Origin of the sequence: Mycobacterium sp. 852013-50091_SCH5140682, assembly GCF_001665685.1 — a bacterium.
GTDB lineage: Bacteria > Actinomycetota > Actinomycetes > Mycobacteriales > Mycobacteriaceae > Mycobacterium.
This window is the reverse complement of record NZ_LZTB01000006.1, coordinates 60,701-84,856: the sequence shown is the minus strand read 5'-3', so window position 1 is coordinate 84,856 and position 24,156 is coordinate 60,701. Positions and strand designations below refer to the sequence as shown.

The following is a 24,156-nucleotide window of genomic DNA, read 5'->3' as shown; positions in this document are numbered from 1 at the left end:
ATACCCATACAGATGGACCTATACATAGCGGCCGTCTATGGGTTCCTCGGAACTAATCTTCTTGTCGGCCATGGCCAGGACGTGCACTGTTGATGCCTAGGGTGATTCGTGGTGATTCGCCTCACCCACCGGATAGGGCATGGGAGTAACCGATGTACGGATTCGTGATGAGTGATCTGGGGATCGGCCGGCGCGAACGGCTCAAAGACCCCACCCCGCGAGCCGGCGATGTGATCGTCGCGCCAGATTACTCGGGTCTGTGCGGCACCGACATCCACATGTTCAACGACGGCACTCTCACACAATTGGACGCCCTGCCACTGGTCATGGGCCACGAGTTCGTCGGTCGCGTCGTAGAGGTAGGCGCAAGCGACCATGATGTACCCATCCCGTTGCGTGTCGGTGATGCGGTCGCAGTTGAACCGATGCTTCCCTGCGAGCGCTGCCACCAATGCGCAGCAGGTCGTTTCAACCTCTGCTCCAACTGGTCTCATCTCGGGATTCTTGAGAACGGTAGTTGGGCCGACTTCGTCCGTGTGCCGGCCCGCCGCGCCACGAAACTTCCCGACGGGGTCACCACCTATGATGCAGCACTGGCCGAACCGCTGGCCTGTGCGGTGAATTTCGTTGTGCACCGCGGTCAGCTCCAACCCGGAGAGGCGGTTCTGGTGCTGGGCGCAGGACCGATCGGGCTACTGAGCATATGTATGGCGAAATCCGCTGGTGCCGAGGTGGTTATCGTGTCCGAACCACACACGTACCGTCGAGAAATGGCGAGTGCGGTCGGCGCGGACATTGTTGTCGACCCGATGACCCAGGATCTTGCCGACGCGATCCGCACCGCGCTCCCCAACAAGCTCGGCGTCGATCTCATCGTCGAAGCGACAGGGTCTAAATCCGCTGTATCCCAAGCGATCACGATTGCCGCTCCCGGATCACGCATCGTCATGTCCGGACTCGGAGGTGGCCTCACTCCGGTCGACAGCGACGCCCTCGTATCTAAGGAACTGACGATCCTCGGCGGCTTCGCATCGCGCAACGCCATGCAAGCCGGCCTCGACGCGATCGCCGCCGGCTATATCTGCACCGCCGACTTCGTGACAGCAACCTATCCCTGGGCCGATGCCGAACATGCCATGCACAAAGTTCTCGCCGACCCTGAAACCTGCAAGATCCTGTTCACCCACGACACGCCATAACCGAGTAACCCCACCAGAAAGGACACAACATGACACAAGCAAACGAGGCACTCACTGATCAGCCCCTGGCTGGCAATCTTGTGGGGGAGAACTTCGAAGGCTGGTCGGAAGACATCAAACGCGACTTCTCCGACAACGCCTTCAACGGCAAGGTCGGGGGCAAGTTACTCGCCGAGACGCCCCGCGCACGGGTCTGGGAGATCCGACTGCAGCCGGGCGAGCGCGTCAGTGCCCACCGCCACGTCCTTGACTATTTCTGGACGGCGATCAACCCCGGATCCAGCCGCCAGCACACCTCCGACGGCACCACTCGGGAAGTCTCCTACGAGGCTGGCGAAACCCGCTACTTCCACTTCGGCCGCGGCGAGTACCTCCTGCACGACCTGGAGAACATCGGCGTTGCCGAACTCGTCTTCTCGACCGTCGAGTTCCTTGAGTCGGCCAACGAGCCACTCCCGCTGCCATGACCGCGACAACAGCGCACTCCGACAGTCGCCTGACCTTGGATGGGCTGGTGGTCATTGTGACCGGTGGAGGCAACGGAATTGGCCGCGCCACCGCGCTGCTCTGCGCGGCCCGCGGCGCAGCGGTCGCGGTGGCCGACCTGCGTAGTGATGCGGCTGAAAGGGTCGCTTACGAGGCCGCTGAACTAGGCGCGAAATCGGTTGCGGTTCAAGCGGACATCAGCAATGAGTCCGACGTGGAGCAGATGATTGCGCAGACGGTCGATCAACTCGGACCCCTCTACGGAATCGTCAACAACGCCGGCATGATCGTCACCCGTGACCTTGTCTCCACCTCCCTCGCAGTGTGGGAGGCCACCATGGCCGTCAACGCGCGCGGCGTCTTTCTCGGCTGCCGGGCGGCCGTGCGCCAGTTCCTGAGTACCGGAACCAAAGGCGCGATCGTCAACACCGGCTCGATCTCGGCGTCGGTGGGGCTGGCCGGCCAGCCCGCCTATTGCGCGAGCAAGGGTGCGGTCCTGCAGCTCAGCCGCCAGATTGCCGTCGACTACGCACGCGACGGCATCCGATGCAACGTGGTGAGCCCAGGGTCAGTCACGACGAACGTCCTGACCGACTACCTGCAGGGTCAAAGCGACCCCGACGCTGCCGAGGATCAAATCGTCGCCGCTCACCCCATCGGGCGGCTCGCCGACCCCCAGGAAATCGCGGAGGCAATCTGCTTTGCGCTGGCCCCGGCATCGTCGTTCATCACCGGCGCCAACATCGCCGTTGACGGCGGTTACACGGCGCAGTGACCATCCCGGCAACATCTCATACAGCGAAAAGGAGAAATGTGTGACAACCAACCATCCCATCGCCCTTGTCGCGGGATCGGGCGGTGTCATCGGCCGCAACGTCATCGACCACTTCGTCAGTACGGGCGTCACCACCAGGGGCGTGAGTCGCCGCGTTCCAATCGACCACACCGGCTGGCAACATATCTCCGCCGATATTCTCGATGCCGCGTCGGTCAGTGACTCGTTTGGTGCCGTCGCGGATACCACCCGCTTGGTTTTCGCCGCCTACATCGAAAAACTCGACCCGATCGAACAGATCGAGACCAACGCATCACTGTTGCGTAATACCCTCGACGGATTGAAAGAAGTGGGGGCTCCGCTCGAGCACGTCACCTTGTACCAGGGGATGAAGTACTACGGCATCCACTTGGGCGGATCGAAAACCCCTGCACGCGAAGATGATCCTCGTCTGATTGTGCCGAATTTCTATTATGACCAGGACGACATTCTGCGTGAATATGCAGCCACGGGCGGGTTCGAATTCACCATTTTCCGGCCTGAAGCGGTGATGGGATACGCGCAAGGTACCCCTATGAATCTTTTGATGGTTCTCGCTGCGTACGTCACCATCACGAAGAAACTGGGCATTCCGTTGAGGTTTCCCGGCCCCCATTACGCGTACGATCAGGTGTTCTATCAAATGACCGATGCGCAGCTTCTCGCTCATGCAACCGCCTGGGCGCCCACCGATGATCGAGCGGCCGGACAAGCATTCAATCTGACCAACGGCGACGTGCTGCGCTGGCGGCACCTTTTCGAGGCTATTGGTGCACACTTCAACGTCGAGGTCGCCGAGCCGCAGCCTTTTACGCTCAACGAGCACATGCCATTTTATGCTGACCTCTGGGACCAGATCGTCGCCGAGCACGGTCTGACCCCGACTCCATGGTCCACCCTGGTTGATTGGCGATTCGGCGACGCCATCATGGGCTCGACTTCGGACAACGTCAGCTCGACCATCAAGGTGCGCAAGGCCGGATTCGACGAATGCCACGACACCATCGATCGCACACTCGAACTCCTCGATGACCTCGCCGAGAAGAAAATCATTCCGCCCGCACGGTAAACACACCTCGTTCAATACTTCCGCTCCGGCTTCGCCATCCGTCACTGACGACGGAGGACCATCCGCCGAGTTCCGCTACGACTGTCGAGAGGCAGTGAAGATCGACCCAGAGCGTCGGCGATACTCGGCCGATAGTCACCGCTGTGCAGTTGGTGGGCAAAGTATTTCGCACTCTGTGTCGACTCTGGGGAAGGCGGCGACCGTAGCGTCGGAAGGAAAGGTCCGGTACCGGCCGGACCTCCAGAAGGCGAGGTCGTCATGAAGCTGTCGGATACCCGCATGCACGCCCGGTCGGGCCTGGAATTCACCGCGATCGGCTACGGCGGGGCGCCGATCGGCAACTTCAACGGGGTGTTCACCGACGCCGAGGCTCGTGACCTCGTGGACCTGGCCTGGGACCAGGGCATGCGGTATTTCGACACCGCACCCGGATACGGCAACGGGCTCAGTGAATACCGGCTCGGGCACGCGCTTCGTGACCGCGACCGCGCCGATACCGTGCTGTCCACCAAAGTCGGCCGGGTACTGCGCCCGGAGATCGACGCGCCGAGCACCAACGGCCAATACCTCGACATCCCGCCGTTCGTGGCCGAATTCGACTACAGCTACGACGGGGTCATGCGTGCGGTCGAACAGAGTATGCAGCGGATGCTCACCGACCGGTTCGACATGCTGTTCATTCACGACTGCGACCACTACACCCACGGGGCCGCGCAGCCCGAGTTGTTCCGGCAGGCCGTGGTGAGTGCGTTCCCGGCGCTGGAGTCACTGCGCGATCAGGGCGTGGTGCGAGCGATCGGGTTCGGGGTCAACGAGACCGATGTGATGGTCGAGGCCGTCAAGGCCACCGACGTCGACATCTGCCTGCTCGCGGGCCGGTACACGCTGCTGGAGCAGGAACCCCTCGACACATTGTTCCCGCTGTGCGCCGAACGCGGTATCGGCATCGTGCTGGGCGGCGTCTACAACAGCGGGGTGCTGGCCACCGGTCCCGTTGACGGAGCCCGGTTCAACTACGGCCCTGCGCCGGCGGAGATCTTGGCGAAAGCCGCTGAGCTCGAAAGGATCTGCCGCAGGCACGGGGTGGCATTGCCTGCGGTCGCCGTGCAGTTCGCGTATGCGCACCCGGTGGTGACCAGCATCTGCCTGGGCGCGCGCAACCGCCGCCAGCAGGTCAGCAACGCGGAGCTGTTCGAATCGCCGGTGCCGCAGCAGGTCTGGGCCGACCTGCGCGACGCCGGCCTGATCCGCGACGACGCGCCCACCCCGTGAGCGGGCCTACTCGGTGAAGTGGGGCGCCTTGAACGGGTTCAGGGCGCCGGCGTCGATGACGTGTGCGGTGCCGGTGACGTAGCGGCCGTCGTCGGAGGCCAGGTACACCACAGCGTTGCTGACATCGACGGGCTCCAGGAACGGTACGGGCAACGCGTGCATCGCGGTGAGTGCGGGCAGCGCATCCTCCTGGGTCGCGCCCTCCTTACCGCCTGCGAACAAGCGGTTGTAACGCGGGTTGTTGATCATCAGGGTGTTCACGTTCGTCGGGTTGATCGAATTGACCCGGATCCCGTACGGAGCGAGCTCACCTGAGAGGGTGCGCATGAGTCCGTTGACGCCGTGTTTGGCCGCCGCGTAGTGGCCGACGTTGAGTTCCACGGTGAGCCCGGAGATCGAGCTGATGAGGATCACGGCCCCACCGTCGTTCTGCCGCAACAGGGTTGGCACCGTCGCCTTGATGGTCTTCCACACCCCGGTCAGGTTCACGTCGATCTGGTCGGCGAACTGCTGCTCGGAAAGCTCCCACAGCGGCGCGGTGTCGTTGAGCGTGCCCGCGTTGGCTACCACGATGTCCAGGCGGCCCAGTTCGGCCACCCCGGCGGCCACCGCCTCCTGCATCCCGGGCAGGTCCCTCACGTCCACCTCGGCGGCGAAAATACGCCTGCCCCGGCTCTTGATCAGGTCGACCGTGGTGGCCAGGTCGTCGAGATCGGCCATCGGGTAGGGGACCGAGTCGATCTGGCGGCAGATGTCGAGCGCGATGATGTCGGCCCCCTCTTCGGCCAACCGCAACGCGTGCGAGCGGCCCTGTCCCCGTGCCGCTCCGGTGATCAACGCAACTTTGCCGTCGAGACGGTTCATGTGCAGTGCTCCTTGTTCGATGGATGAGGTTGATACACAACAGCTCCGCCGCCCGTGGACTGTGGGTCGCAACGGGTGGCGGAGCTGTGGGGGGTGCTACTGGTGCTGCTCGCTGGCGCGCCGCTCGCGGTACTCGTCGGCGCGTTCGTCGGTGATGTGCGGCAGCGGTGGGAAGTCCAGCCAGCCGGGCACGAACGGGCTGGCCAGGTCGCGATCAGTGGGGATCTCGACCAGGACAGGGGCTTTGGCGTCGAACGCGCGCTTGAACGTCGGTTCCAGATCGGCCGCCGAATCGACCCGGAACGACTCAAGGCCGAATGATTCGCCGAGCGCCTTGAAGCTCGGGCTGTACGGCGTGCCGTCGGGCCGGTTGAACTCGGTGCCGATGATCCGGTCGGTGGCGTTGCGCTGGCCGCCGCGGATGGAGATGTACCCCGAGTTGTCCTGCACGATGAACACCACCGGGATGTCGTGCTGGATGGCCACGCCGATCTCCTGGGCGGTCATCAGGAAATCGCCGTCACCGGTGATGGTCGCGACCTGACGTTCTGGCGCAGCCAGTTTGGCGCCCAACGCGGCGGGCACCGGCCAGCCCATCGACGAGAACCCGCCCGTGGTGAGGTGGGTGCGCGGCTCATACACCGGGAACGTCTGCTTGACCGCACCCTGGGTGTTGCCCGAGCCCACCAGCACGATGCCGCTGCGGTCCATCACGTTGCGCAACGCCGCCAATGGGCGCTGCAGCGTGAACGGGAACCGGTCGGTGTCGCGGCGGCCGGCCAGCTCGGTCTCCCAGTCGGCCTTGCGCTGCGCGACCTCGGCGAGGTACTCGGTGCGGTCGGGCTTGGCGGGCAGCGATGCCACGATCGCGGCCACCGCGGGCTTGGCGTCGGCCAGGATGCCGACCTCGGCGGGGTAGATCTTGCCGATCTCGTGCGGGTCGATGTCGATGTGGATGAGTTTGGCCGGCGGGAACGAGAACGACTGTCCCTTGGCGTAACTCGACGCGGACCAGTCGGTGAACCGACAACCGATGGACACCACCACGTCGGCGTTGGCCGCGAGGTAGTTGCCGTGGATGGTGCCGGTCTGGCCGACGCTCCCGACGAACAGGTCGTGGTCCTCGGGGAACGCGCTCTTGCCGTTCCACGTCGTCACGACGGGGATGTCCAGGCCTTCTGCCAGGGCGCGCACCTCGTCGGTGGCGTAGGCGCTGATCGCCCCGCCCCCGACCACGATCACCGGCCGCTGCGCGGTGGCCAGCAGCGCCACGGCGCGTTCGATCGCCTCGGGATCGGGGTATTGCAGCCCGACCGGAAGCCGGCGGGCCAGATCATGGAAGTTCACCTCGGCGGTCTCGGCGTGCAGGTCCCACGGCACTTCGATGTGGGCCGGACCGCGCCGGCCGGTCAGCATCGTGGAAAACGCGCGGTGCATGATGAACGGCAGGTCCTCGATTCTGTTGGCCACCCAGCTGCGCTTCGAAACCGCTTCTGCCACTTGAGGAAAGCCGTTGTCCTTCTGGCGCTCCAGCTCCTGCAGCACGCCACGGCCACGCATGTGGCGCGGCGGGCCGCCGGTGATCACCAGCACGCTGGTGGAATCGCTGTAGGCGGTGGCCAGCCCGAGCACCGTGTTGGACGCGCCCGCACCGATCGAGGTCACCGCGGCCATCGGCTTGCCGGACACCCGGTAGAACCCGTCGGCCAGATGGACCGCACTCTGCTCGTGGTAGGTCTGGATGAACGGGATCTTGGACTCGTCCTCGTTGAACGCATCCATCAGACCCCAGATGCCGTGGCCGGGAATGCCTGCGACGTAGGGGACGCCGTACTCCTTGAGAATGCGGGCGATGACCTGTCCGCCGTTGAGCCTGGGCATGATGAGTGTCCTTCGTGTCGGGTGACTATCGGGATGGATACAGCCTGACGCCAGTGTGCCCACTGGTCGACACCGGTCGTTAGACTCAGTTTGCGCAGCGGATGAGTTAGTGACTGCACAGGTTGTCGGCTTTCGGCGTGTTGTCATTGGACGAATTGCCCCGTGAAACGGAGGACAGCCATGGCGATGACGGTGCGAGCCGCACTACAACTCGAGGTGTTCAGCCGGGTGCCGCTTCAGGTGTACGCCGGCGAGGAACACCTCGACCGCACGGTTCGCTGGGTCCATCCGACCGAAGTGCCCGATATCGCAAGGTTTCTCACCGGCGGCGAGATGTTGCTGACCGCCGGGCTGGGCATCGGGTCGACCCCCGAGCGGCAACGGCGCTACCTCACCGAGATCGCCGACGCGCAAGCCGCTGTCCTGGTGATCGAGCTGAGTGGGCGGGCTTTCGGCAGCATGCCGCAACCGTTGATCGACGCGGCGCGCGAACGCGGCTTCCCGTTGGTCGGGCTCGATGGCGAACTGCCCTTCGTCGAGGTTTCGGCGCAGGTGCACGAGTCGATCGTCGACCAACGGGTGCTCGACCTGAGCGCCTACGAACGGCTCAACGCCACCTTCATGCAGCTGCTGCTGGCCGGCCGTGATCCGGTGCTGTTCACCGACGCGCTGGCCGCCGAGGTCGGTCATCCGGTGGTGCTGGAGGACGCGACCCGCCAGGTCATCGCGTACTCCGGCCCGTCGATCGACGGTGACGCCGTACTCGCCGAATGGGAACACCATTCGCGCATCGACCATGACACCGTCGGCGGCGACGCCAGCAACGCCAACTCCGCTCACAACTGCACCCGGCGAGCGGTGGTGCTGCGCGGTGAACGCTGGGGCTGGCTGCACGTGCTGCACGGCGGAACTCCGCTGGCTGGGACCGCCGGCTACGCGCTGGACCGGGCCACCGACGGGATTGCGATCGCCCTGCTCGGTGCGCGCGAGAGCGGCGCGAAATCGGCGCAGCGGCAAAACGCTTTGGTGAACCGGTTGTTGCTGGGCGACATCTCCGGTGAGTCCTTCGTGACCAGGGCCATGAGGATCGGCCGGGACCTGCGGGACCGCGCACTGCTTGCGGTCTACGTGTGCAAGGAGACCCCGCCGGGCGCCACCAGTGACGAGGCCATGGAGGAACTCTGCCGGTCCCTGCACGTGCCTGCCGTCGTGGCCGACGTCGGCGAGCACACGCTGGCGATCATGGGTTTGTCCCGGACCAGCTCGGAAAAGCAAGTGGTGCAACGGTTGTCGGCGGCCAACGTGCGGGCGGGAATCAGCCGCCCGGTCAGCGCGGGGCAGCTGCACACCGCGGTCGACCAGGCCCGCAGCGCGGCGTCGGTGGCCGCCGCGCGACCGGACAAGGCGGTGCACCGCTTCGACGACCTCGGCGTGCTGCGGTTGCTGGCCTCGCTGGCCGGTGGCCCGGAGCTGGCCCGCTACATCGAGGACGAGTTGGGCCCGCTGCTCAAACACGATGCCAACTCGACCAGCCCGCTGTTGCCGACGTTGCGCACCTACCTGTCCTGTGACGGCAACAAATCGCAGGCCGCCCAGCAGCTCTATGTTCAGCGCCGCACGCTGTACTACCGCCTCGAGCGGATCACCAGCCTGCTCGGCCGGTCCCTGGACGACCCCGACACCCGGCAGGCCCTGATCTTCGCAGTGCGGGGCCACGACCTGCTGCAGCGGCAGGAGAATCGCTGAGCTTGCACACAGTGTGTAGTCCCTGGCGGGATGCTGCGCACTCTGCGGGTCGTGCCCGCGCGGCGGCGCTCCTAGATTTGGGATAACCCGCATTGCGGGCAGCCCATCGTCCTCTCAGCCCAGAGGAGCCCGTACATGTTGTCGAAAAAATCCCTGCCATTGGCGGCAACGCCCTCGATGTCACCCGCGGTCGCCGCGCTGCAGACACAAGTCCTCTCCGCACCCGCCGATGTCGTCGAGACCGACATCGCGATCATCGGGTCCGGCATGGGCGGCGGCAGCCTGGCCTACGCGCTGCGCGACTGCGGCGCCGACGTGCTGATCGTCGAGCAGGGCGACTTCCTGCCGGTGGAGCGCGAAAACTGGTCGTTCGACGCGGTGCACACCAAAGGCCGCTACAAGAACTCCGCCGCGTGGTACGACACCGTCGCCGCCAAGGAGTTCGTGCCCGGCAACTATCACTACGTCGGTGGTAGCACCAAGCTCTACGGCGCGACCCTGCCGCGGTTCCGGGAGAGCGATTTCGACGCTGTCGAGCACGCTGACGGCGTATCGCCGGCGTGGCCGATCAGCTACGCCGACCTGGAACCGTTCTACGGCGAAGCCGAGCAGATGTTCTGGGTGCACAGCAACAAAGGGGAGGACCCGACCGACCCCTGGCGGTCCACCGACTACCCGTTCCCCGGCGTGCCGCACGAGGGCGCCATGGCGCGGCTGGTCGAGTCGGCGAAAAAGCAAGGGCTGCATCCGTTCTCCTCGCCGCTGTCCATCGATTACCGGCCCGGCGGCGGTTGCGTGCGCTGTTACACCTGCGATTCGTTCCCCTGCATGATCGACGCCAAGGGCGACGCCGACGTCTCCGCGGTGCGGCCCGCACTGCGCGCAGAGTCACGCAACGTCCGGCTGCTCACCAATGCCGAGGTCACCCGGCTGGACACCGACGCCAGCGGACGTCAGGTCACCAGTGCCCGGATCGTGCATGCGGGCAAGCAGATTCAGGTACGGGCCAAGAAGTTCGTGATCGCCTGCGGCGCCGCCAACACGGCTGCGCTGCTGCTGCGCTCGGCCTCCGACACGCATCCGCACGGCCTGGCCAACTCGTCGGACCAGGTCGGGCGCAACTACATGGCCCACGTGACCACGTTCTTCCTGGCCATCGATCCGCGTCGGCAGAACGAGGCCGTCTACCAGAAGACCATCGGCATCAACGACTGGTACCTCGCCGGACCGGACAACCGGTACCCGCTGGGCAACGTCCAGGGCCTCGGCAAGCTGCGCGGCCCGCAGGCCAAACTGGGCAAGCCCTGGGTGCCGATGCCGATTCTCGACGAGGTCACCAAGTACACCCTGGACATGTTCATCCAGTCAGAGGATCTGCCGTTGCCGGAGAACAGGATCGCGCTGGGCGACCGCGGCCAGATCACCGTCACGCGACGCGCGACCAACCTCGCCTCGCACCACGACCTGATCGCCCGCATGAAGAAGGTCGTCCGCCGGGCCGGCTTCCCGATCGTCATGACCCGCAGCCTCGGGGTCGAGGCCACCTCGCACCAGTGCGGCACGGCCCGCATGGGTACCGACGCCGCCACCAGCGTGGTCGACGCCGACCTGCGCAGCCACGACGTGGACAACCTGTGGATCGCCGACAGTTCGGTGTTCGCGTCGTCGGCGGCGGTCAACCCGGCCATCACCGTGGCCGCGCTGGCCCTGCGCCTCGGCCGCTCCGGCGCCCTGACCGCCTGACACTCCCAAACCTACTGAACCACTGAGGAATTGACGATCCATGACCATGCTCGACGAGTTGGCCGACGACACCGCGCGCGTGCTCGCCCCGTTGTTCGAGCCCATCACCCTGGGCAACGTGCAGATCCGCAACCGCGTCGTCATGACCGGGCACGGCACCGGCATGGCCAAGGACTATCTGCCCACCGAGCAGCACGTGGCGTACTACCGGGAGCGTGCCATCGGCGGAGCGGGCCTGATCGGCATGGCTTTCCCGCAGATCCACCCGACCTCGCAGGATGTCCCGGGCGAACCGCGGGCCTGGCTGCCCGAGATCGTCCCCGGCCTGCGCCGGATCTCCGATGCCGTGCACGAGCACGGGGCTCGCATCGTCATGCAGCTGGGACACGGTGGCCGACAAGGACATTCGACATTCACCGAACGCGCTCTGTGGGGTCCGTCGAACACGCCGTGCCCGTTCAACCTCGAAATGCCCAAGGAGATGGAAACCGAGGATATCGAGGAGATCATCGAAGCCCACGCCATCGGCGCCAGGCACGCCAAGCAGGGCGGCATGGACGGTGTCGAAATCCATTCCGGCTACGGCGGTTACCTGCTCGCATCGTTCCTGTCGCCGTTCTCCAACCACCGCACCGACGAATATGGCGGCTCCCTGGAGAACCGCATGCGCATCGTGCTGCGGGTGATCGATGCCGTGCGTGCCGAAGTGGGCCCGGACTACCTGGTCGGGATGAACCTGCAGGGACACGATTTCAGCCCGGGTGGACTGGAAGTCGGCGACGCCCAGCAGATCGCCACCGCCATCGCGGCCACCGGCAAGATCGACTACATCTGCGTCAAGGCGGCCACCTACAACGAGGCCCACCAGAACGTGCCGGACATGCAGCACCCCAAACGAATCTGGGAAAACCTGGCGGCAGCGGTGAAAGAGGTCGTCGACGTCCCGGTGATCGCGGTCGGGCGGATCAACGATCCACTCGACGCGGCCGACATCCTGTCACTGGGCCACGCTGACATGGTGGCCATGACCCGCCAGCAGATCGCCGACCCCGAGACGGTCAACAAGATGAAAGCCGGACGCCTCGACGAGATCCGCTGCTGCATCGGCTGTAACCAGGGCTGCATCGATCGGCTGTTCAACGTGACGCACTCGTCGTGCGTGCACAACCCGGCGGCGGGGTATGAACTCGAGCTCGGAATCGGCACCCTGGTGCAGGCCACCTACCGGCGTTTGGTTGTCGTCATCGGCGCGGGCCCGGCCGGTATGAAGGCCGCCGAGACCGCCGCCCGACAGGGGCACGAGGTGATCCTCATCGAGCGCCGCAACCGCACCGGTGGCCAACTGCGGATCGCGGCGAAGATCAAGGGCCGCGGTGAGATCGCAGGCGTCATCGACCATCTGGGCGTGATGATCGGCAAGTACGGCGTGGACCTGCGACTGGGCTGGTCACCGACGGCCGACGAGGTACTCGCGCTCGATCCCGACCACATCATCGTGGCCACCGGATCGGCGCCCGGCGCCGACATCGTGGGCAACCTGGCCCAGGGCATCCCGAACACCCCCGGGCTGGACCAGCCTCATGTGCTGTCGGTGTGGGATGTGCTCGATGCGGACAAGCCCGTCGGTCACCACGTCGCGATCGTCGACGACGGCGAGGGTGGCTGGAAGGGCATCGGGCTCGCGTTGCAGCTGCAGGCCGACGGTCACCAGGTCGAGTTCCTCACGCCGCTGCCCTATGTCGGGGCGAAGCTGGGTCCGTTCAGCGCCAACCTCGCGGTGCCTCGAATCCTGAAGTCGGGCATGTCGACCCATCCGTTCACCACGATGACGGCCGTCGACGGACCGACCCTGCGCATCGTCGAAAAGGGTGCCCTAGGCACACTGGAGGGCATCGACACCGTAATCCTGGCGGGCTGGCACCGCCCCGTGACCGAGCTCTACTTCGCGCTGAAGAACCGAGGCGTGACAGTCGAGCGGGTCGGCGACGCCGTCGCCAGCCGCACGATGATGGAGGCTGTGCACGAGGGTGAGCGCGCCGCGAGGCGGGTGCCCGCGACGCGGTGACCGGATACAGGGCTTCGCGGGTCGCCGTCTTCCTGCTGTTCGCCGGGTTCGGGGTGTGCATCTCGACCTGGGCGGTGCATATCCCCACCGTGCAGCAGCGCACCGGCATATCCGCGGGTGTCTTGGGCACCATGCTGCTGCTCAACGGGGCAGGGGCGCTGGGCGGCATGCAGATCAGTGGTCCGCTCGTCGACCGGTTCGGCGCGGGACGGGTGGCACTGGCCGGTGCGCTGGCGATGGCGGTGACACTGGCGCTACCGCTCAACGCTGGTTCGGCGGTGGCGCTTGCGGCCGGGTTGCTGGCGTTCGGAGTGTGTACCGGCATCACCGACGTCGCGATGAACGCGCGCGCCGTGGTCGTCGAGCAGTCGGCAGGCAAGCCCATCATGTCGGCGTTTCACGCGGTGTTCTCGGTGGGTACCGTGCTCGGCTCGTTGGTCGGTGCCGCCACCTTGGCCGCCGGGTGGTCGATGCCGTCGACCGCGGTGATGCTCGGGGCGGTGTGCGGTGTCGCCGCGTTGGTGTCGGCACCGAATCTGCTACGGACCCAACCCAACACGGTGACGGCCGCACCGGCAGGTGACACCCCGCCCGCCGCACCTGCGCGTCGGCGTTTCGTCCTACTCGGCATTCTCGCGTTCCTGCTGTACCTCGCCGAGGGTTCGGCAACGGATTGGAGCAGCCTGCACGCCCAGGATGCGCTGGGTACGTCGAAGGCTGTCGGAGCCCTTGCGTTCGCGGCGTTCGTCGCGGCGATGACGGTCGGCCGGTTCACTGCCGACTGGGTCAGCGGCCGGGCCGGACCGGTGGCGGTGATCCGCTACGGTTGCGCGGCCGCCGCAGTCGGGATGGCGGTCGTGCTGCTCTCCGGTGCCCTACCGCTCACTCTGGTCGGCTGGGTCGTCTTCGGGCTCGGATTGTCCGGGGCGGTACCGCAAGTGTTCAGCGCGGCAGGCAACCTGGGGTCGGCCACTCAGTTCTCCCGCGTGGTCGGCGGCGGCTACGTGGCCTTCCTCGCCGGCCCGGCGGTGATCGGTTGGCTGGCCGACGTGGTGACTCTGCGACTGGCGATGGCCGTTCCGCTGCTGGCGGTCCTGGTGTGCACTCTGGGTGCGCGTGCAGTGCGGCGGCCGCCGGTGCGATCAGATGCGGCGAATGTGCGCAGCGAAGCTGTCGATCCTTGCACATAGTGAGTCTGTAACCGGGCGTTCGCTGCCCAGAGACTGGTAACTACGCCGAAGCCCCAGGTCATCGGCGCCAGCTACCCACTCAGTGCAGCAATTCGAGGGAGAACCACCGTGTCGGTCATTCTCAAGGCGCCGGCCGCCCAGGGCGGAACACCACACAAGAGCAACCCGCAGGTCGTCGACACCGTCGGACGCGTGCTCGACGCCATTCGCGCAGAAGGTGATTCCGCGGTCCGCAGGTACTCCGAGCAATTCGACAAGTGGGCGCCGCAGTCTTTTCGGCTCAGCGAGGCAGAGATTGCCAAGATTGTCGCCGACTTGCCCGGCACCGTCGTCGACGATCTCTCCTTCGTGCAGCGTCAGGTACGCGATTTCGCTCAGGCACAACGTGACTCGATGCTCGACATCGAGGTCGAGACACTGCCGGGTGTGCGCCTCGGCCACAAACATGTGCCGGTGTCGGCGTCCGGCGCCTACGTTCCCGGCGGGCGTTATCCGCTGACCGCGTCGGCGCACATGACCGTCGTGACCGCCAAAGTGGCCGGGGTGCCGCGCGTCGCAGCCACCACACCGCCCAACCAGGGCACCCCGCCTGCCATCAGCGTCGCCGCCATGCACCTGGCCGGCGCCGACGAAATCTACGTCCTGGGTGGGGTGCAGGCCATCGGGGCGCTGGCGCTGGGTACCGAGACCATCGACCCGGTCAACCTGCTCACCGGCCCGGGCAACGCCTACGTGGCCGAAGCCAAGCGGCAGCTGTTCGGTGAGGTCGGCATCGACCTGTTCGCAGGGCCGACCGAGGTTCTCATCATCGCCGATCACACCGCGGACCCCTTCGTGGTCGCAGCCGATCTGCTGAGCCAGGCCGAGCACGGCCCGGATTCGCCGGTCGTGCTGATCACCACGTCCGAGCGAGTGGGGCTGGAGACCATCGCCGAGGTCGAGCGCCAACTGGTCAACCTGCCCACCAACGGGATCGCCGCGGTGTCCTGGGCCGAGCACGGTGAAGTGCATCTGGTGAACACCATCGAGGAGGCGTTCGCGCTGGGAGACCACTTCGCCAGCGAACACGTACAGATCCTCACCGAAGAACCGCGGCGGGCGCTGGCCGAGATGCAGGACTACGGGGCCCTGTTCCTCGGGGAGAAGACGTGTGTGTCCTTCGGCGACAAGGCGATCGGCACCAACCACGTGCTGCCGACGCTGGGTGCGGCCCGCTACACCGGCGGCCTGTGGGTCGGCAAGTTCTTGAAAACCGTGACCTACCAAGAGATCACCGATGCGCGGTCGAGTGCTGAGCTGGGTCGGCTGTGCGGACGCGCCGCCCGGCTGGAGAACTTCGAAGGGCACGCCCGATCCGCCGACGTGCGGGCCGCCAAGTACGGCGGTGACGATCTACCGTGGACCGAGCACCGATTCGACCGGGTTCCGGCGACCGCGTCGTCGGAGAATTGAGACATGACCGACGCCCATCAGCCCAAGGTTCCGACCATGCGGTCGGTGGACCACGTCGCCTACACGGTGCCCGACCTGGACGAGGCCGTCGCGTTCTTCGTCGACCATTTCGGTGCTGAACTGATCTTCACCGACGGCCCGTTCGCCGACGCCGAATCCGACAGCATGCGTCGCCGCCTCGGCGTCGATCCGCGGGCCCGGTGCACCCTGGCCATGCTTCGGCTCGGGCAGCACCACAACATCGAACTGTTCGAGTACGACGCACCGGACCAGGTCCGCGTGCCGCCCGCCAACAGCGATGTCGGGGGACACCATCTGGCGTTCTACGTCGACGACATCGACGCCGGATACGCCTACGTCAAGGCCATCTCCGGTGTCGTGGTGCAGGAGGGCCCCAACGGGGTCGATCCCGCCGCTCCCGTGGCGGGGCAACGCTGGTTCTACTTCCGGTCGCCGTGGGGCATGCAACTGGAACTCACCAGCTGCGCCGAGGGCGGGTTCTACGACGGGCTGCCCGGGGCGCGGGTCGCCCCACCGAGCGAAACGTGGCGGTGATGACCGACGTGACACTCGCGGCCGATCCAGAACTGCGCATCGAAGAGGACTCGATGGGCAACCGGGCCGTCCCCGCCGAGGCGTATTACGGAGTGCACACGGCCAGGGCGCTGGAGAACTTTCCCATCTCCGGTATCCCGCTGTCGGCGTATCCCGAATTCGTCAACGCGCTGGCGGCAGTCAAACAGGCTGCCGCGCTGACCAATTGCGAGCTGGGCCTGCTCGATTCCGCGCGCTGCACGGCCATCGTCGCGGCATGTGACGAGATCCGTTCGGGGCGGCTGCATTCCAGCTTCGTCGTCGACGTCATCCAGGGCGGCGCAGGAACATCGAGCAACATGAACGCCAACGAGGTGATCGCCAACCGGGCGCTGGAACACCTCGGCGCGGCCCGTGGCGACTACCACCGGCTGCATCCCCTCGAGCACGTCAACCGGGGCCAGAGCACCAATGACGTGTATCCGACTGCGATCAAGGTCGCTCTGCAGATGTACCTGTCGGAGTTGCACGATGCGCTGCAAGAGGTGTCGGTAGCGTTCCGCGCCAAGGCCGATGAATTTCGCGATGTGTTGAAGATGGGCCGGACCCAACTGCAGGACGCCGTGCCGATGACGCTGGGCCAGGAGTTCGGCGCCTATGCGGTGATGGTCGCCGAGGACGCCCAGCGGCTACGGGAGGCGGCGCGCCTGGTCACCGAGATCAACCTCGGTGGCACGGCCATCGGCACCGGACTCAATACCCATCCTCGGTATGCCGAGCGGGTGTGTGCCACGCTGAGTGAACTCACCGGGATCGATCTGTCCACCGCGACCGACCTGGTGGAGGCCACCCAGGACGTCGGCGCCTTCGTGCAGGTGTCCGGGGTACTCAAACGCACAGCGGTCAAACTGTCCAAGATCTGCAGCGATCTGCGGCTGCTGTCCTCCGGGCCCAGGTCGGGCCTGGGTGAGATCAATCTGCCTGCGGTGCAGGCGGGTTCGAGCATCATGCCGGGCAAGGTGAACCCCGTGATCCCGGAGGTCGTCAACCAGGTGGCCTTCGAGGTGGTCGGCAACGACGTCACGATCAGCATGGCCGCCGAGGCCGGGCAGTTGCAGCTCAACGCGTTCGAGCCGATCATCGCGCACTGCTTGTTCACGTCGGCTGCGCACCTGACCGCTGCGTGCCGCACGCTGGTGCAGCGCTGCATCGTCGGGATCACCGCCAATGAGCAGCGGCTCGCCGAATCGGTGACCAACTCGATCGGGGTGATCACCGCGCTGGCGCCCTACCTCGGCTATGCGGAGTCGGCACGAATCGCCAAGCGGGCGTTGCACACTGGGGCCGCCATACCCGATCTCGTGGTGGCCCAGGGGCTGATGTCGGCCGAGCGCGTCGCGCAGCTGCTCGCACCCCATGCCCTGCTGAACCCGCAGCCAACAGTTCAACCGGAAGAGGAGCCGCAAGCGTGACCAACGTTCTGTACCTATACGGCGGATGGCCCGGCCACAGCCCGTACAACATCGCCGAGTGGACCCGCGAACTGGTGGTCGACGAGCTGGGCTTCGAGATGGAGGAGTCGCAGGACATCTTCACCCTCGACCGCGATCTCACGGGCTACGACCTGATCATCCTCGGCTGGAACAACGCATTGACCACCGAGGATCTGTCGGACTCCCAGGAGGATCACCTGCTGGCGGCGGTTGAGGCGGGCACCGGAGTGGCGGCCTGGCATGGCGCGGCCGCCGCGTTCCGGTCAAGCCTGCGCTACCACCTGATGCTCGGTGGCGACTTTCTCGCCCACCCCGCCGGCGAGGGATATCCCCAGCCGTACGACGTCACGATCACCGACCGTGAGCACGCAGTGACCAACGGGGTCAACGACTTTCCCGTCGCGTCCGAGCAGTACTACATGAGCGTCGACCCCAACAACACGGTGCTCGCCGAGACCACCTTCAGCGGTGAACACTTCCCGTGGCTGGACGGCTTGACCAGCCCGGTGGCCTGGGTGCGGCAGTGGGGGCAGGGACGCGTCTTCTACCACTCCGTCGGCCATGCACCGCAGGACCTGGCCGGTGACGACGTCCGTCGCCTCACCAAACAGGGCATCGCCTGGGCGGCGCGGCAATAGCCGCGCCGCCCCGCGGTATTGCACGGCGCCTCCCAACGCCCGCGGAGGCGCCTTGACCTGCATGTTTAACCGCCGTTTCGGGCATCTTGCCGCCGCCAGCGGGTACACGTAATGGGAAATCCATGCACTACTGGTTTCACGAAGTGGGTCTGCCTGCGCGTGCCAACGGCGACCAGACTTCATGTGTGGTCGCAGTCACATGACCCGGGATCCAACGCCACCGCATCCGCGCGCGTCCGGCGACTTTGACCAGATCAGCCCATAGCAAGAACCTGAATCCGAGGAGATCGCACATGACAGTGACAAACGGCGGAGGTGGGTCGTTCGGCGGCGACGACGCCCACCTGCGCGTGTTGGGCTACGAAGAGAAATTCGACCGGAAGATCGGGCAGTGGTCGAACTTCGCGCTCGGATTCCTCTATCTGTCGCCCATGGTGGGTGTGCTGTCGATGTTCACCCAGGCGCTCACCACGGCGGGCCCGCCGTCGATCCTGTGGCTCGTGATCGCGGCAGGCGGACAGCTGTTGGTCGCGATGGTGTTCGGCGAGATCGTCTCGCAGTTCCCGATCGCCGGCGGTCTCTATCAATGGGCCCGGCGCCTGTGGAACGGCCCCTACGCCTGGATCATGTCGTGGATCTACATCGCGGGCATCGTCGTCGGCTGCACCACCACCGCCATGTTCAGTGCGGATTTCGTTCTGGCACTGTTCCATTCGGATTCCAACATCTCGTCGACGCCGCTGCAGAAGCTGATCATCGCCACCGCTGTTGTGCTCATCTGCGTCGCGCTGAACTCGACCGGATCCAAGACGCTGGCCACCATCGCCAAGATCGGGTTGGCCGCTGAGGTGGCAGGCATCGTGGTGGTTGGCCTGTACCTGCTGATCTTCGCTCGCAAGAACAACTTCTCGGTGCTGTTCGACACCATGGGCACTGCCCACGACGGTGATTACCTCAGTGCCTTCGTCACCGCCGCGATCATCGGCCTGGTGCTCTACTACGGCTTCGAGGCCTGCGGCGAGGTGGCCGAGGAGACACCCAATCCGTCGCGGACCATCCCGCGCTCGATGATGCTGACCGTGATCCTCGGCGGGGCCGCCGCGCTGTTCGCGTTCGTCGGCTACATCCTGGCTGCGCCCAATCTGCAGGACATCGTCGACGGCAATGTTGCCAACCCCATCACGGCCATCCTCACCGGTACTTTCGGCGAGACCGGCACCAAGATCTTCCTCGTCATCGCGCTCACCTCGTTTTTGGCCTGCGTCATGGGCCAGCAGGCTGCAGGCAGCCGGTTGATCTTCTCCTTCGCCCGTGACGATATGTTCCCCGGTGCCAACATCTTCAAGAAGATCTCGAGCCGCAAGGTTCCGGTGAACTCGACGATGCTTGTTGCCTCGCTGTGCATCTGCTTGTTCGTGATGCTGTACTTCCTGCCCGATGCGCTGTTCCGGGTTGCCGCGTTCCAGATGCTGGCCGGCTACTTCGCCTTCCAGATGGTGGTGTTCGCCTCGCTGCGGGCCCGTGCCAAGGGCTGGAAGCCCGGCGGCAACTGGTCGCTGGGCAAGTGGGGTTGGCCGGTGGGCATCGGCGCCCTGATCTACGGTGTGCTGTCGATGATCGTGCTGGCCCGGCCCAACGGTGACCCGAGCCTGCACTTCTTCGACCGCTGGATCGCCTTGATCGGCTTCCTCATCGTGACGGCCGTCGGTCTGGTGTACATGGTCGTGGCCAAGCCCTACCGGCACTCGACTGCACCGGAAGGCGACGCGATCGAGATCGCCGACCTGCTCAGGGCGCACCGCGCCAAGCACGATATGGAACAGTTCGCCGGCCAGGTGCCGCTGGCCGAGCCCGATCGGCAGACGGTCACCGCGACCGAGTAGCGGCCGGTCTCAGGCGCCGCCGGCGGATTCTTCCGAGTCCGCCGGCGGCGCTTTCGCTGTGCCGGTCGGTGCGGGGAGGCGCCACTCGCGGATCACCGCAGGTCGCCCCGAGCACCCCGAGCAATAATGAGTCTCCAGGTTGCACGTATTGGGTATGTGTCCCGAACGTGTCGCAAGTGAGAATCAATGTGTCAGTGGTCACAGGCATCGATCGGACGCCCTCGGCCGCAACGGTTTTGAGCCCCGCACCGGGCGCGGCTCCGGTGGCCGACACCGGAACCATCACGAGGAGAACAGATGTCCATCAAAAATGGCGGAGCGCAGCTCTCCGACGATGACGACCACCTGCGGGTGCTGGGCTACGAACCACAGCTTGAGCGGAAGATGAGCCTGATCGCGAACTTCGCGCTGGGCTTCGTGTATCTGTCGCCGATGGTCGGCGTCGTCGCGATCTTCGCGATGGGCTTGACCGCCGCGGGTCCTCCCGCGATGTTCTGGATCCTGATCGTGGCGGCCGGCCAGGGCTTGGTGGCCCTGGTCTTCGGTGAGATCGTGTCCCAGTTCCCCCTGGCCGGCGGGCTCTATCAATGGGCGCGCCGGCTGTGGAGTGGGCGCTACGCCTGGTGGATGTCCTGGATCTACATCGCCTGCATCACCATCGGTATCACCACCACCGCACTGTTCAGTGCCGATTTCATGGCGAGCCTGCTCTTCGGGACGAGCGAGCAGCCCTCGGTCGCAGCATCCCCGCTGCAGCGACTCGTCATCACCCTTGCCGTGCTCGCAATTGCGTTGCTGTTCAACATGACCGGCACCAAGACGCTGGCTCGCATCTCCAAGGTCGGGCTGGCCTGCGAATTGGGCGCCATCGTCGTGGTCGGGCTGTGGCTGCTGGTCTTCAACCGTCATCAGCCATTCTCGGTTTTCTTCCACGCACTAGGTGCGGGCGGCAGCGGGCCTTACCTATTCGCGTTCGTCGGGGCGTCGCTGGTCGGTCTCTACATGTTCTACGGCTTCGAGTCGTGCGGTGAGGTCGCCGAGGAAACCCCGAATCCTGCGCGGGCCATCCCGATCTCGATGCTCATGACCGTGGTCGTGGGCGCCGCAGCCGCGATCCTGGCGTTCATGGGGTTCACGCTGGCGGCGCCGAACCTGCAAGCCATCGTCAGCGGCGACGTGGAGAATCCGATCCCGGCGATCCTGCAGGACAGCATCGGCCTGGTGGGCTCCAAATTGTTCCTGGTCGCCGTGCTCACCTCGTTCCTGGCCGGAGTGATGGGACAGCAGACCGCGGTGAGCCGGCTGGTGTTCTCCTTCGCCCGCGACGACATGTTCCCCGGCAGCCACCAGCTGGCGAAGACCAGTGGGAAGCACCGGGTTCCGGTCAACGCGCTGCTAGCTGTCAACGTTCTGCCGGTCGTGTTGACCGTGTACGTTTACTTCTCCCCGGGTGCGCTGTTCCGCATCGCCGCGTTCCAGGTGCTCGCCGGGTACTTCGCGTTCCAATTGGTCGTGCTGGCGGCCCTGCGGGCCCGTACCAAGGGGTGGCGGCCCGCCGGACCATGGTCACTGGGTCGCTGGGGTTATGCGGTGAACGTGGCCGCGCTGGTATACGGCGTCGCGGCGATGGTCATCCTGGCCAAGCCGAGCTCTGATCTGAGCCTGAGCGTCGTCGACCGGTGGATCGCGCTGATCGGCTTTCTCATCGTCGCCGTCACGGGCCTGATCTACCTGCTCGTCGCCAAACCCGAAGCCAGATCCACTGCCCCCGAAGGCGATGCCGTCGAGGTCGCGGAGAAGCTCCGGGCGGGTATGGCCAGCCGAACGGTCTAGGCCGGTGCCGGACCGGTCGTCGTACGCACTATCAGTTCGGTCGGTTTCACCGAACGTCTGCGGGCGCGGCCCGCGATCAGGTCCAACAGGATGGTCGCCGCCGTTCGGCCCTTGTCCACCAACGGTTGCCGGATGGTGGTCAGCCCGAGCAGGTCGGCGATCGGCGCATCGTCGAACCCGATGACCGAGGCTTGGTGCGGTACCGCGATCCCGTTGTTCGCCAGCACCCGCAAGGCCGCCGCCGCATGGACATCCGATGTGGCGAGCACCGCGGTCGGCCCGAACCCGGTGATGAGTTGCTCTGCGGCCACCAGTCCGCTCTGTCGATCGATGCCCGCTGACTCGACGATCGCGATATCGCTGTCGGGTATCGCGGCGGCCCGACATGCGCTCAGTACGCCCGTCAACCGTTCGCGCAGATAGTGTTCGGTGGCCGCGGGGATTGCGGCTGCCACGTGGAACCCGGGCTGGGGGACAGGGCCCAGCCGGTCGGTGATGATGCCGATGCGCCGATGACCCTGTGCGAGTAGATGATTGGCCTGAGCGATACCTGCTGCATGGTGATCCACCGTGACGTAAGGCAGGTGGGGAACCTGAGGCGAATCGATGGCGACCGCCGGGATCCCGCGCGCCAGGATCGCGGCGACGACGGGGTGGGCATCGGGTAGGCAGTGCATGACCACCCCGTCGACGAGGCCGCGCAGCGCACCGGAATGCGGCGAGCGGGCGGGGTCGGTCGCGGTACCGTCGGCGGGCAGCAAGGTCAGTGCGACGTCGGCGCGTTCGCCTGCCTCGACGATGCCTTTGAGCAGCAGCGCGGTCGAGGGGTCCTCGACCGCCAGGGCCAGTGAACCGGGGATGATCACCCCTACCGTGCCCATGCGGCCGGAGCGCAGGCTCGCGCCCGCAATACTGGGGCCGTGGTAGCCAAGGTCGGCTGCCACGGCGAGAATTTGATCACGTTGTCCGGCAGAGACTTTCGGTGATCCGCTGAAGGCGTAGGACACCGCGGCCTGGGATACACCCGCGGCCTTCGCGACGTCCTTCATCGTCACCATCTGGGCACCATGCGAACAGACACTAGCCCCCTCGCGGGACGGATCACGTCATGCGAGGGGGCCGGGTCGACTGTGGATTTCAGGACTTCACGATGAAACCGGCGTCGATGACCAGCGGGGTCGCCGTGATGTAGCGGCCCGGCTCGGTCACCAGGTAGAGGATCGCATTGCTGACGTCCTGCGGCTGGATCCACGGCACCGGAAGGATGTGGGTGCCTGCGAAGGTGTCGATGACGTCCTCGCGGGTGGGCTTGTCCAGGTCCGGACGGAACAGGCCGTACACGAAGTCGTTGTTGATCATGTGAGTGTCCACGCAGGTCGGATTCACCGAGTTGACCCGAATGTTGTACTGGCCCAACTCCCGTGCCAGCGAGGTCATCAACCCCGTGACCCCGTGCTTGGAGGCCGCGTACGACGAGATGTTCTCGGCGCCCTTGATGGCTTCGGTGGAACCGGTGAAGACGATGCTGCCACCGCGACCCGCGGCGATCATCGTCGGTATCGCGGCCTTGACGGTGTGGAAGACGCCGTTGAGGTTGATCTCCACCATTTCGCGCCAGGCGTCGGGCGTGATCTCCCAGGTCTTGGCGCCCGAACAGATTCCGGCGTTCGGCAGCACGATGTCGACCCGGCCGAACTGCTCGATGCCCCGCTTGAAGACGGCGTCGACCTGCTCGTAGTCCCGGGTGTCGGCGACCTCGGCGACGATCTGGCGGCCGGTCTCCTTGACCAGGCGGACCGTTTCCTGCAGGTCTTCCTGGGTGGCGCCGTCGTAGGCGGTGGTGGAGGGTTTGGCGCACAGGTCGAGCCCGATGATGTCGGCGCCCTCGCGGGCGAGGGTCAGGGCGTGCGAGCGGCCCTGGCCGCGTGCGACACCAGTGATGAAGGCAACTTGCCCGTCGAGCTGTCCCATGTTTGTTTCCCTTCGTGGTGGAC

The 24,156-nt window shown here is 65.7% G+C and carries 19 protein-coding genes; 15 read left to right on the top strand and 4 right to left on the bottom strand.

The genetic code is table 11. The features are described 5' to 3' along the window. The first annotated feature begins 152 nt into the window (after positions 1-152). The 5 genes from A5784_RS01500 to A5784_RS01480 all read left to right on the top strand — a co-directional run bounded on the left by A5784_RS01500 (position 153) and on the right by A5784_RS01480 (position 4,840). On the top strand, positions 153-1,199 hold the full coding sequence (locus tag A5784_RS01500; protein ID WP_064941628.1) for a zinc-dependent alcohol dehydrogenase: 1,047 nt from the start codon (positions 153-155) through the stop codon (positions 1,197-1,199). Positions 1,200-1,228: 29 nt separating this feature from the next. Beyond that, positions 1,229-1,666: a cupin domain-containing protein gene (locus A5784_RS01495; RefSeq protein WP_064941626.1), complete on the top strand. Its 438-nt coding sequence runs from the start codon at positions 1,229-1,231 to the stop codon at positions 1,664-1,666. 47 nt (positions 1,667-1,713) lie between these two features. After that, positions 1,714-2,460, top strand: coding sequence for an SDR family NAD(P)-dependent oxidoreductase (locus A5784_RS01490; RefSeq protein ID WP_197514591.1), 747 nt, complete (start codon positions 1,714-1,716; stop codon positions 2,458-2,460). A 40-nt stretch (positions 2,461-2,500) separates the two neighbouring features. Then, positions 2,501-3,568, top strand: a complete 1,068-nt coding sequence (locus A5784_RS01485) for an SDR family oxidoreductase (RefSeq protein WP_232005902.1) — start codon at positions 2,501-2,503, stop codon at positions 3,566-3,568. A 258-nt stretch (positions 3,569-3,826) separates the two neighbouring features. Beyond that, positions 3,827-4,840 carry an aldo/keto reductase gene (locus A5784_RS01480; protein WP_064941622.1) on the top strand — a complete coding sequence of 338 codons (1,014 nt, stop codon included), beginning with the start codon at positions 3,827-3,829 and terminating at the stop codon, positions 4,838-4,840. Between the two features lie 6 nt (positions 4,841-4,846). On the opposite strand, the gene A5784_RS01475 is transcribed toward A5784_RS01480, so the two are convergent. Both A5784_RS01475 and A5784_RS01470 read right to left on the bottom strand, forming a co-directional pair. Further along, the gene (locus A5784_RS01475) at positions 4,847-5,704 is read right to left on the bottom strand and encodes a mycofactocin-coupled SDR family oxidoreductase (protein ID WP_064941620.1); all 858 of its coding nucleotides are present in this window, start codon (positions 5,702-5,704) and stop codon (positions 4,847-4,849) included. Between the two features lie 96 nt (positions 5,705-5,800). Then, positions 5,801-7,585, bottom strand: a complete 1,785-nt coding sequence (locus A5784_RS01470) for a thiamine pyrophosphate-binding protein (RefSeq protein WP_064941618.1) — start codon at positions 7,583-7,585, stop codon at positions 5,801-5,803. Positions 7,586-7,765: 180 nt separating this feature from the next. On the opposite strand from A5784_RS01470, the gene A5784_RS01465 reads away from it, so the two are divergent. The 10 genes from A5784_RS01465 (at position 7,766) to A5784_RS01420 (ending at position 22,162) form a co-directional block, all read left to right on the top strand. Then, positions 7,766-9,331 carry a PucR family transcriptional regulator gene (locus tag A5784_RS01465; protein ID WP_064941616.1) on the top strand — a complete coding sequence of 522 codons (1,566 nt, stop codon included), beginning with the start codon at positions 7,766-7,768 and terminating at the stop codon, positions 9,329-9,331. Positions 9,332-9,466: 135 nt separating this feature from the next. Beyond that, the gene (locus tag A5784_RS01460; protein WP_232005901.1) at positions 9,467-11,074 is read left to right on the top strand and encodes an FAD-dependent oxidoreductase; all 1,608 of its coding nucleotides are present in this window, start codon (positions 9,467-9,469) and stop codon (positions 11,072-11,074) included. Positions 11,075-11,114: 40 nt separating this feature from the next. Then, on the top strand, positions 11,115-13,139 hold the full coding sequence (locus A5784_RS01455) for an oxidoreductase (RefSeq protein WP_082944596.1): 2,025 nt from the start codon (positions 11,115-11,117) through the stop codon (positions 13,137-13,139). After that, positions 13,136-14,329 (top strand): MFS transporter, encoded by a 1,194-nt coding sequence (locus A5784_RS01450; protein WP_064941612.1) that lies wholly within the window; start codon positions 13,136-13,138, stop codon positions 14,327-14,329. Before A5784_RS01455 ends, A5784_RS01450 begins: the two co-directional genes overlap by 4 nt. 108 nt (positions 14,330-14,437) lie before the next feature. After that, the gene (gene hisD / locus A5784_RS01445) at positions 14,438-15,781 is read left to right on the top strand and encodes a histidinol dehydrogenase (protein WP_064941609.1); all 1,344 of its coding nucleotides are present in this window, start codon (positions 14,438-14,440) and stop codon (positions 15,779-15,781) included. 3 nt (positions 15,782-15,784) lie between these two features. Next, on the top strand, positions 15,785-16,336 hold the full coding sequence (locus A5784_RS01440) for a VOC family protein (protein ID WP_064941608.1): 552 nt from the start codon (positions 15,785-15,787) through the stop codon (positions 16,334-16,336). Beyond that, entirely contained in the window at positions 16,336-17,787 is a 1,452-nt protein-coding gene (locus A5784_RS01435) for an aspartate ammonia-lyase (RefSeq protein WP_064941663.1), read from the top strand. Before A5784_RS01440 ends, A5784_RS01435 begins: the two co-directional genes overlap by 1 nt. Continuing rightward, positions 17,784-18,446, top strand: coding sequence for a ThuA domain-containing protein (locus A5784_RS01430; protein WP_064941606.1), 663 nt, complete (start codon positions 17,784-17,786; stop codon positions 18,444-18,446). The genes A5784_RS01435 and A5784_RS01430 overlap by 4 nt, the downstream gene beginning before the upstream one ends. Positions 18,447-18,739: 293 nt before the next feature. Beyond that, a complete protein-coding gene (locus A5784_RS01425) occupies positions 18,740-20,329 on the top strand; it encodes an APC family permease (RefSeq protein WP_064941604.1) in 1,590 nt (529 codons plus the stop codon). A 297-nt stretch (positions 20,330-20,626) separates the two neighbouring features. After that, entirely contained in the window at positions 20,627-22,162 is a 1,536-nt protein-coding gene (locus A5784_RS01420; protein ID WP_064941602.1) for an APC family permease, read from the top strand. Here A5784_RS01420 and A5784_RS01415 read toward each other — a convergent pair. Both A5784_RS01415 and A5784_RS01410 read right to left on the bottom strand, forming a co-directional pair. Further along, positions 22,159-23,220 carry a LacI family DNA-binding transcriptional regulator gene (locus A5784_RS01415; RefSeq protein ID WP_064941600.1) on the bottom strand — a complete coding sequence of 354 codons (1,062 nt, stop codon included), beginning with the start codon at positions 23,218-23,220 and terminating at the stop codon, positions 22,159-22,161. The two genes, A5784_RS01420 and A5784_RS01415, sit on opposite strands and share 4 nt — an antisense overlap. Positions 23,221-23,299: 79 nt before the next feature. Beyond that, complete coding sequence (locus tag A5784_RS01410; RefSeq protein ID WP_064941597.1) at positions 23,300-24,133, bottom strand: mycofactocin-coupled SDR family oxidoreductase; 834 nt, start codon at positions 24,131-24,133, stop codon at positions 23,300-23,302. Positions 24,134-24,156 lie beyond the last annotated feature (23 nt).

Bases quoted from the DNA above. Each gene is read 5' to 3' on its own strand.
- A5784_RS01500 (WP_064941628.1), top strand. From the start codon at position 153: ATGTACGGATTCGTGATGAGTGATCTGGGGATCGGCCGGCGCGAACGG.
- A5784_RS01495 (WP_064941626.1), top strand. From the start codon at position 1,229: ATGACACAAGCAAACGAGGCACTCACTGATCAGCCCCTGGCTGGCAAT.
- A5784_RS01480 (WP_064941622.1), top strand. From the start codon at position 3,827: ATGAAGCTGTCGGATACCCGCATGCACGCCCGGTCGGGCCTGGAATTC.
- A5784_RS01475 (WP_064941620.1), bottom strand. From the start codon at position 5,704: ATGAACCGTCTCGACGGCAAAGTTGCGTTGATCACCGGAGCGGCACGG.
- A5784_RS01470 (WP_064941618.1), bottom strand. From the start codon at position 7,585: ATGCCCAGGCTCAACGGCGGACAGGTCATCGCCCGCATTCTCAAGGAG.
- A5784_RS01465 (WP_064941616.1), top strand. From the start codon at position 7,766: ATGGCGATGACGGTGCGAGCCGCACTACAACTCGAGGTGTTCAGCCGG.
- A5784_RS01460 (WP_232005901.1), top strand. From the start codon at position 9,467: ATGTTGTCGAAAAAATCCCTGCCATTGGCGGCAACGCCCTCGATGTCA.
- A5784_RS01455 (WP_082944596.1), top strand. From the start codon at position 11,115: ATGACCATGCTCGACGAGTTGGCCGACGACACCGCGCGCGTGCTCGCC.
- A5784_RS01440 (WP_064941608.1), top strand. From the start codon at position 15,785: ATGACCGACGCCCATCAGCCCAAGGTTCCGACCATGCGGTCGGTGGAC.
- A5784_RS01435 (WP_064941663.1), top strand. From the start codon at position 16,336: ATGACCGACGTGACACTCGCGGCCGATCCAGAACTGCGCATCGAAGAG.
- A5784_RS01425 (WP_064941604.1), top strand. From the start codon at position 18,740: ATGACAGTGACAAACGGCGGAGGTGGGTCGTTCGGCGGCGACGACGCC.
- A5784_RS01420 (WP_064941602.1), top strand. From the start codon at position 20,627: ATGTCCATCAAAAATGGCGGAGCGCAGCTCTCCGACGATGACGACCAC.
- A5784_RS01415 (WP_064941600.1), bottom strand. From the start codon at position 23,220: ATGGTGACGATGAAGGACGTCGCGAAGGCCGCGGGTGTATCCCAGGCC.
- A5784_RS01410 (WP_064941597.1), bottom strand. From the start codon at position 24,133: ATGGGACAGCTCGACGGGCAAGTTGCCTTCATCACTGGTGTCGCACGC.